This is a genomic window from Sphingomonas bacterium (assembly GCF_028292945.1).
Taxonomy (GTDB): Bacteria; Pseudomonadota; Alphaproteobacteria; order Sphingomonadales; family Sphingomonadaceae; genus Sphingomonas.
Genome location: NZ_JAQGLJ010000101.1, coordinates 1 through 5,325, shown reverse-complemented (window position 1 = coordinate 5,325; position 5,325 = coordinate 1). Strand labels below are relative to the sequence as shown.

6 protein-coding genes are annotated in these 5,325 nt (G+C 68.8%); 1 reads left to right on the top strand and 5 read right to left on the bottom strand.

Going from position 1 to position 5,325, the window contains the following annotated elements; all coding sequences use genetic code 11:
* On the top strand, nucleotides 1–1,178 hold a 1,178-nt coding region (locus JWN21_RS11055), incomplete at its 5' end, for a M20/M25/M40 family metallo-hydrolase (RefSeq protein WP_299649807.1).
* Nucleotides 1,179–1,355: 177 nt separating this feature from the next.
* On the opposite strand, the gene JWN21_RS11050 is transcribed toward JWN21_RS11055, so the two are convergent.
* From JWN21_RS11050 to JWN21_RS11030, 5 genes are all read right to left on the bottom strand, one after another.
* Nucleotides 1,356–2,459, bottom strand: a complete 1,104-nt coding sequence (locus JWN21_RS11050; protein ID WP_299649804.1) for an RcnB family protein — start codon at nucleotides 2,457–2,459, stop codon at nucleotides 1,356–1,358.
* Between the two features lie 111 nt (nucleotides 2,460–2,570).
* On the bottom strand, nucleotides 2,571–3,053 hold the full coding sequence (locus JWN21_RS11045; RefSeq protein WP_299649801.1) for a GAF domain-containing protein: 483 nt from the start codon (nucleotides 3,051–3,053) through the stop codon (nucleotides 2,571–2,573).
* Nucleotides 3,054–3,203: 150 nt separating this feature from the next.
* Nucleotides 3,204–3,629 (bottom strand): alternative ribosome rescue aminoacyl-tRNA hydrolase ArfB, encoded by a 426-nt coding sequence (arfB, locus tag JWN21_RS11040; protein ID WP_299649798.1) that lies wholly within the window; start codon nucleotides 3,627–3,629, stop codon nucleotides 3,204–3,206.
* Nucleotides 3,630–3,928: 299 nt separating this feature from the next.
* Nucleotides 3,929–4,234 carry a hypothetical protein gene (locus JWN21_RS11035; protein WP_299649795.1) on the bottom strand — a complete coding sequence of 102 codons (306 nt, stop codon included), beginning with the start codon at nucleotides 4,232–4,234 and terminating at the stop codon, nucleotides 3,929–3,931.
* Nucleotides 4,235–4,515: 281 nt separating this feature from the next.
* Nucleotides 4,516–5,190 (bottom strand): RluA family pseudouridine synthase, encoded by a 675-nt coding sequence (locus JWN21_RS11030; RefSeq protein WP_299649809.1) that lies wholly within the window; start codon nucleotides 5,188–5,190, stop codon nucleotides 4,516–4,518.
* Nucleotides 5,191–5,325: the final 135 nt, after the last annotated feature.

The following is a 5,325-nucleotide window of genomic DNA, read 5'->3' as shown; positions in this document are numbered from 1 at the left end:
ACACGCTGTCGACCACCACCGATCCCAGACGCGGCATCGGCGCGGCCCGCGACTGGGCGGCGGCGCAGTTCACGCGGATCGGGCGCGAGTGCGGCGGCTGCGTCACGGGCGAGCGCATCGCGCGGCGCTTCACCGGCGCGCGCGCGCCGGCGGGCGTCAACGTCGAGAACGTGCTCGGCATACAGCTCGGCCGTGATCCGAAGAGAGTGGTCATCGTCGGCGCGCACATCGACAGCCGCATCTCCGATGTGATGAACGCCAGCGCCGACGCGCCGGGCGCCAACGACAATGCCAGCGGCGTCGCGCTGGTGCTGGAGGCCGCGCGCCACCTGTCGAAGCGTCGCTACGACGCGACGATCGTCTATGCGGTGTTCTCGGGCGAGGAACAGGGATTGTGGGGCGGCGAACTGCTTGCGGACACCGCCAGGCAGCGCGGCTGGACCGTATCGGCGATGCTCAACAACGACATCGTCGGCAACACGGTGGCCCAGGGCGGCAAGCGGGTCGCCGGCCATGTCCGCGTCTTCTCCGAGGGCATTCGCGCGTCCGAAGCGCTGCCCGACCAGATCGCCCGGCGCGGCGACGGCGGCGAGGACGACGGCCCGTCGCGCGCGCTCGCCAAGGCGGTGGACGGCATCGCGGGGACGCTGCCTGGTGGCCTCGACGTGTTCGTCGACCGCCGCCCGGACCGGTTCGGTCGCGGCGGCGATCACGAGCCGTTCCTGCGCGCAGGCTTCCCCGCCATTCGCTTTTCGGTCGCGGCGGAGAATTGGGACGCGCAACACCAGGACCTTCGTACGGAGAACGGCCGCGCCTATGGCGACACGGTCGAGGTCATGGACTTCGGCTATCTGGCCAAGGTGACCGCGATCAACATGGCCGCGATCCAGCGCCTCGCCAGCGCGCCTGCCGCGCCGGTGTCGGCATCGTTGAAGGGCGATCTATCACGCGACACGACCGTGCGCTGGTCTCCGGTCGCCCACGCCGCCGGCTATCGCATTCGTTGGCGCCGCAGCGACGCAGGCGGCTGGACGGCGTCGCGCGACGTGACCGGCACGACCGCGCTGCTGGCCGAGGTGCCGGTGGATGACAACTTCATCGGCGTGTCGTCGCTGGCGGCCGACGGCAGCGAGAGCCTGGTCACCTTTGCCGGCAGGGAGCGGGCGCCCCGGCCCTGACCCAGTCATGCTGAACTTGTTTCAGCATCGACGCGGACGGCCAGCGACCGGCTCGTCGCATCCGGCGCGCATGGACCCTGAAACGAGTTCAGGGTGACAAGTATTACGACGCCGCCCCGAAAGGGAAAACGGGGCGGCGTCGCCACGGCACCACCCTTGCCGGGTGGCGCCGTTAACTCAGCGACAGACGCAGCGCGGCTTGGCTTTCGCGCGCCAGACGCGCTTGCTGGGGTATACCTTGCGCTTGGCGACATAGTGGCGCGCGGCCGGCCGCGAATAGGTCACGGCGTCCTCGTAATATTCGGTCGTCGTCGTGGTGGTGACCACCGGCGCACTCGCGATCGTGATCGTGGTGACCGAGCCTGGCGTCGTGTAGATCACCGGGCCGCCCGTCGAGCCATAACCGTGCGAGTACCCGCCGCCATGTCCGCCGCCGGTCGTCACCACCGTGGTGCGCCCGTCGTGCGACCGCCAGCTACCGCCTCCCATGCGATCCGGCCCGCCATGATCCGGGCCGTGATGATCCATGACCACCTCGCGCTCGTAACGACCGTGACCGGTACGCCCATGATCGGGCGCGATCGGCGGCTCGCGATAATCGCCATCATAGCCGCGACCACCCCGCCGCGCCGGGTCCGTCGCGCGATCGAGCGCCAGACCCGCCGCCGCGCCGACCCCGGCTCCGATCAGCGTGCCGCCCAGCCGGTTGCCGCGGCCCGCCACTACGTTGCCGACGACACCTCCGACTGCCGCGCCAGCGATCGCACCACCGATGCCGCTGCGCGGCCCGGGTGCGTCATAGGTGCTTCCATAGCTGCCCCCATCCGCGAGATATTCCTCACGATCCCATTCCAGCCCGCCGCGATGATCCACCACCGACCCGCTGCGATCGATCAGCACCGCATCGTCATAATAGCGCACCCAGTTGGACCCGCTCGACGGCGAGGCCAGTCCATAGCGGTTCCAGTCGGTGACGTAGAAGCGCGGCGCGACCCAATAGGTCGGCAGGCGATAGCCGCGAAACGGCTGGCGATAGGCGGCCCAGCCACCGGGCGCGTTCGCCCCGCCCCACCATTTGCCGCCAACCTTGCTGCCCCAGCGCGACTGCCGCATCGGCTGGGCGGGGATCGGGCGATGCGGCCCATGCACGACGACGCGGTTCGGCTGGCGATAGCCCGCGCCGGGACCGGAATGGCCCATCGGCTGCTGTGCTGCGGCCATGCCCGCCGTCATCAGCGCCCCACCGGCTGAAAGCGCCGCTCCCAGTGTCGCGATCCGCATGATTGTTCTCCCTGTCGGTGGCGCAACGCACTCGGCCCTTAACGGGTTGCTTACCATTGCGCCGGGTGAGTCGCCAGCGAGCCCCCGGAGAACAGGCTGTCCCGATCCGGGTCAGGTCAGCCGGCGCGCGAGCAGCGCGGCGAGCGCCTCGCACCCGGCCGCATCCTCGGCATCGAAGCGGCCCGGCAACGGGCTGTCGAGATCGAGTACGCCCAGCACCGTCCCGCCGGCGATCAGCGGCACCACCAGCTCCGACCGGCTGGCGACGTCGCACGCGATATGCCCCGGAAAGGCGTGGACGTCCGCCACCAGCTGCGTGCGTCGCGTCGCCGCGGCGGTCCCGCACACACCCTTGCCGAGCGGGATGCGGATGCACGCCGGCTTGCCCTGGAACGGCCCCAGCACGAGTTCGCCCTCCACCAGCCGATAGAAGCCCGCCCAGTTCAGATCGGGCAGATATTGCCACACCAGCGCCGCCGCGTTCGCCATGTTGGCGATCGCGTCCGGCTCGTCGGCGGTGAGCGCATCGAGCGCGGCGAGGAGGTCGCGGTACAGCTCGGCCTTCAAGCCGGCGGCGATGGTGAAGTGGTGCATGCTAGCGCCATAGTTGATCCTCCCCGGAACGGGGAGGGGGACCGCTCGCGAAGCGAGTGGTGGAGGGGCGGGGCCACAAGGGCAGCGTGCGCCGAGACGCCCCTCCGTCACGCGGCTACGCCGCGCGCCACCTCCCCGTTCCGGGGAGGATCAATCCTCCCGCACCCTTCCCCGCCCCGCCTTGACGGTCGCCCGCCCCTTCTTCTCGTCCACCCGCTTCGCCTTAGCCGACCGCGACGGCTTGGTCGGCCGCCGCCGCTTGGGCACCACCGCCGCCTCGGCGATCAGCGCGACCAGCCGTTCGCGCACCTCCTGACGGTTGAGCAGCTGCGACCGCGACCCCTCGCTGCGCAGCACGAGCACCCCGTCGCGGGTCATCCGCGATCCCGCCAGCACCGCCAGCCGCCCCTTCACCGCCTCGGGCAGATTGGGCGAGTTCGCCACGTCGAACCGCAACTGCACCGCGCTGTCGGTGGTGTTGACATGCTGCCCCCCCGCCCCGCCCGATCGCGTGAACGTCTCCTCCAGCTCCTCGCTGTCGATCGAGATCGAACGGGTGACGGGGATGGCGGGCATGCGGGGTGCCTATCGGCCGTTGGGGTGAAGCATGGAAGGGCTGCGAGAGCGGTTGTCCGCTTTCGCCCACTTGCGGACATTCCCGTAAGCCGTAGTCTCGCATGATGGACGGATTGCTAAGCGGGCTAGCCGAAGCTGTTATCGAGTGGGTTGATGACCGCTTTGGACGGCTCGCAGCATGGCTAGTTGGCATTGTGGCTGTTCTCGCACTCACGGTCGGAGCGGTGGCCATCACGTTTGCGACGGTAACTTACCTGAGCAGCTAAGGCCCGCTAACGCCCAGTTGCGGACATTCAGGGTCAGGCATCTCCATCCTTTTCGGGAAACCGTATCTCCATTCCCCCGAAGTGTTCGCTGTCCGAGAATCCCCCGCCAAGATCGTATAGAAACAATGTCACGGGACATGGCTGGTTGTTCGCCCAAGCAACCGCTTCTTGGACCGAGACGGCTTCAAGCGCATTGTAATCGACCGTCAGCTTTGGGTCGCTTTCCGGAGCTTGATCAGCGTCCGGGCAACTGTTGTCGTGTTCCACGGCTTCGACGATGGCATTGACCTCACGCCAGCGGTAAGGGCGCGTTCGATTGTCTCTGATGTTCCACAGCATCGCAGGTTTGTAGCCAAACGCCGATTATCCGCAACGTCCGCTTGCCACCAGCTTCCGCCGCACGAATTTGCTGTCCTACAACATACCTGCGCGCGCACATGCTCTCGGATGACGCTCTTGCCGCACTGCTTCGCCGCCCAGACGCCGAGTACCCGCGGGTCTTGATGAAACTTCCGCGTACTCGGAAACTTCCGCTCGATGCGGAACTTCCGACCTGTTTCACATCGGCAAAGGCGATTTCCGGGCCGACAGGGGCGGAAGTTACGGAAGTTCCGCTCGGCTCAACCGGCCACCGGCTCCTCGCCCGGCTCGACCACCGCAAACCGCCCGAACCGCGCCGGCAGCGGCGCGTCCGCTTTGATCGCTGTCTTGCCCGGACGCGGCAGCACCAGCCGCGCGGCGTGGAGCAGCATGCCCTGCTTGCCGGCCGTCCCGTAAACCGGGTCGCCGACCACCGCGACGCCCAGCCCGGTCGCGGCATGCACCCTGATCTGGTGCGTCCGACCGGTCGCGGGCCGGAACTCAACCAGCGCCTGCCCGTCCAGCACCCGCAGCACGCGCCAGGCGGTGCGCGAGGCCTTGCCGTCCTTGCGCACGATCATCCGCCACCCGGCCTCGGCGCTCGACACCTTGACGAGCGGCAGGTCGATCTCACCCCCCTCGCCCTCGGGCACGCCGTCGAGCACCGCGATATACACCTTCTCCACCGCGCCCGCCTCGAAGGCGCGCTGGAACTTCGCGCCAGCCTTGGGATTGCGCGCCAGCAACAGGCAGCCGCTGGTGTCGCGATCGAGCCGATGCACCGGCACCGGCCAGCGGTGAAAGCCGAAGCGGAGGCCCTCCATGTGGTTGTCGAGCGACAGCCCGCCGTCGCGTGGCGGGTCGACCGGCAGGCCGGCGGGTTTGTCGATCACCAACGCTTCACCGTCGATAAAGAGGATGCGGTCGGGTTCCATGCGGCCATGCCTTGCCACCGCGCGGCGCTGCATGCCAGTGCCCACCCGATGCGCCGCCTCATCCTCCTCGCCGCGCTCGCGCCGGCTTCCGTCCTCGCGCAGCCCTGCGTACCGAGCGCCGCGATTGCCGCCGAC

Coding starts and splice junctions, on each gene's coding strand:
- JWN21_RS11045 (WP_299649801.1), bottom strand. CDS start 3,053: ATGCACCACTTCACCATCGCCGCCGGCTTGAAGGCCGAGCTGTACCGC.
- arfB (WP_299649798.1), bottom strand. CDS start 3,629: ATGCCCGCCATCCCCGTCACCCGTTCGATCTCGATCGACAGCGAGGAG.
- JWN21_RS11030 (WP_299649809.1), bottom strand. CDS start 5,190: ATGGAACCCGACCGCATCCTCTTTATCGACGGTGAAGCGTTGGTGATC.
- JWN21_RS11050 (WP_299649804.1), bottom strand. CDS start 2,459: ATGCGGATCGCGACACTGGGAGCGGCGCTTTCAGCCGGTGGGGCGCTG.
- JWN21_RS11035 (WP_299649795.1), bottom strand. CDS start 4,234: ATGCTGTGGAACATCAGAGACAATCGAACGCGCCCTTACCGCTGGCGT.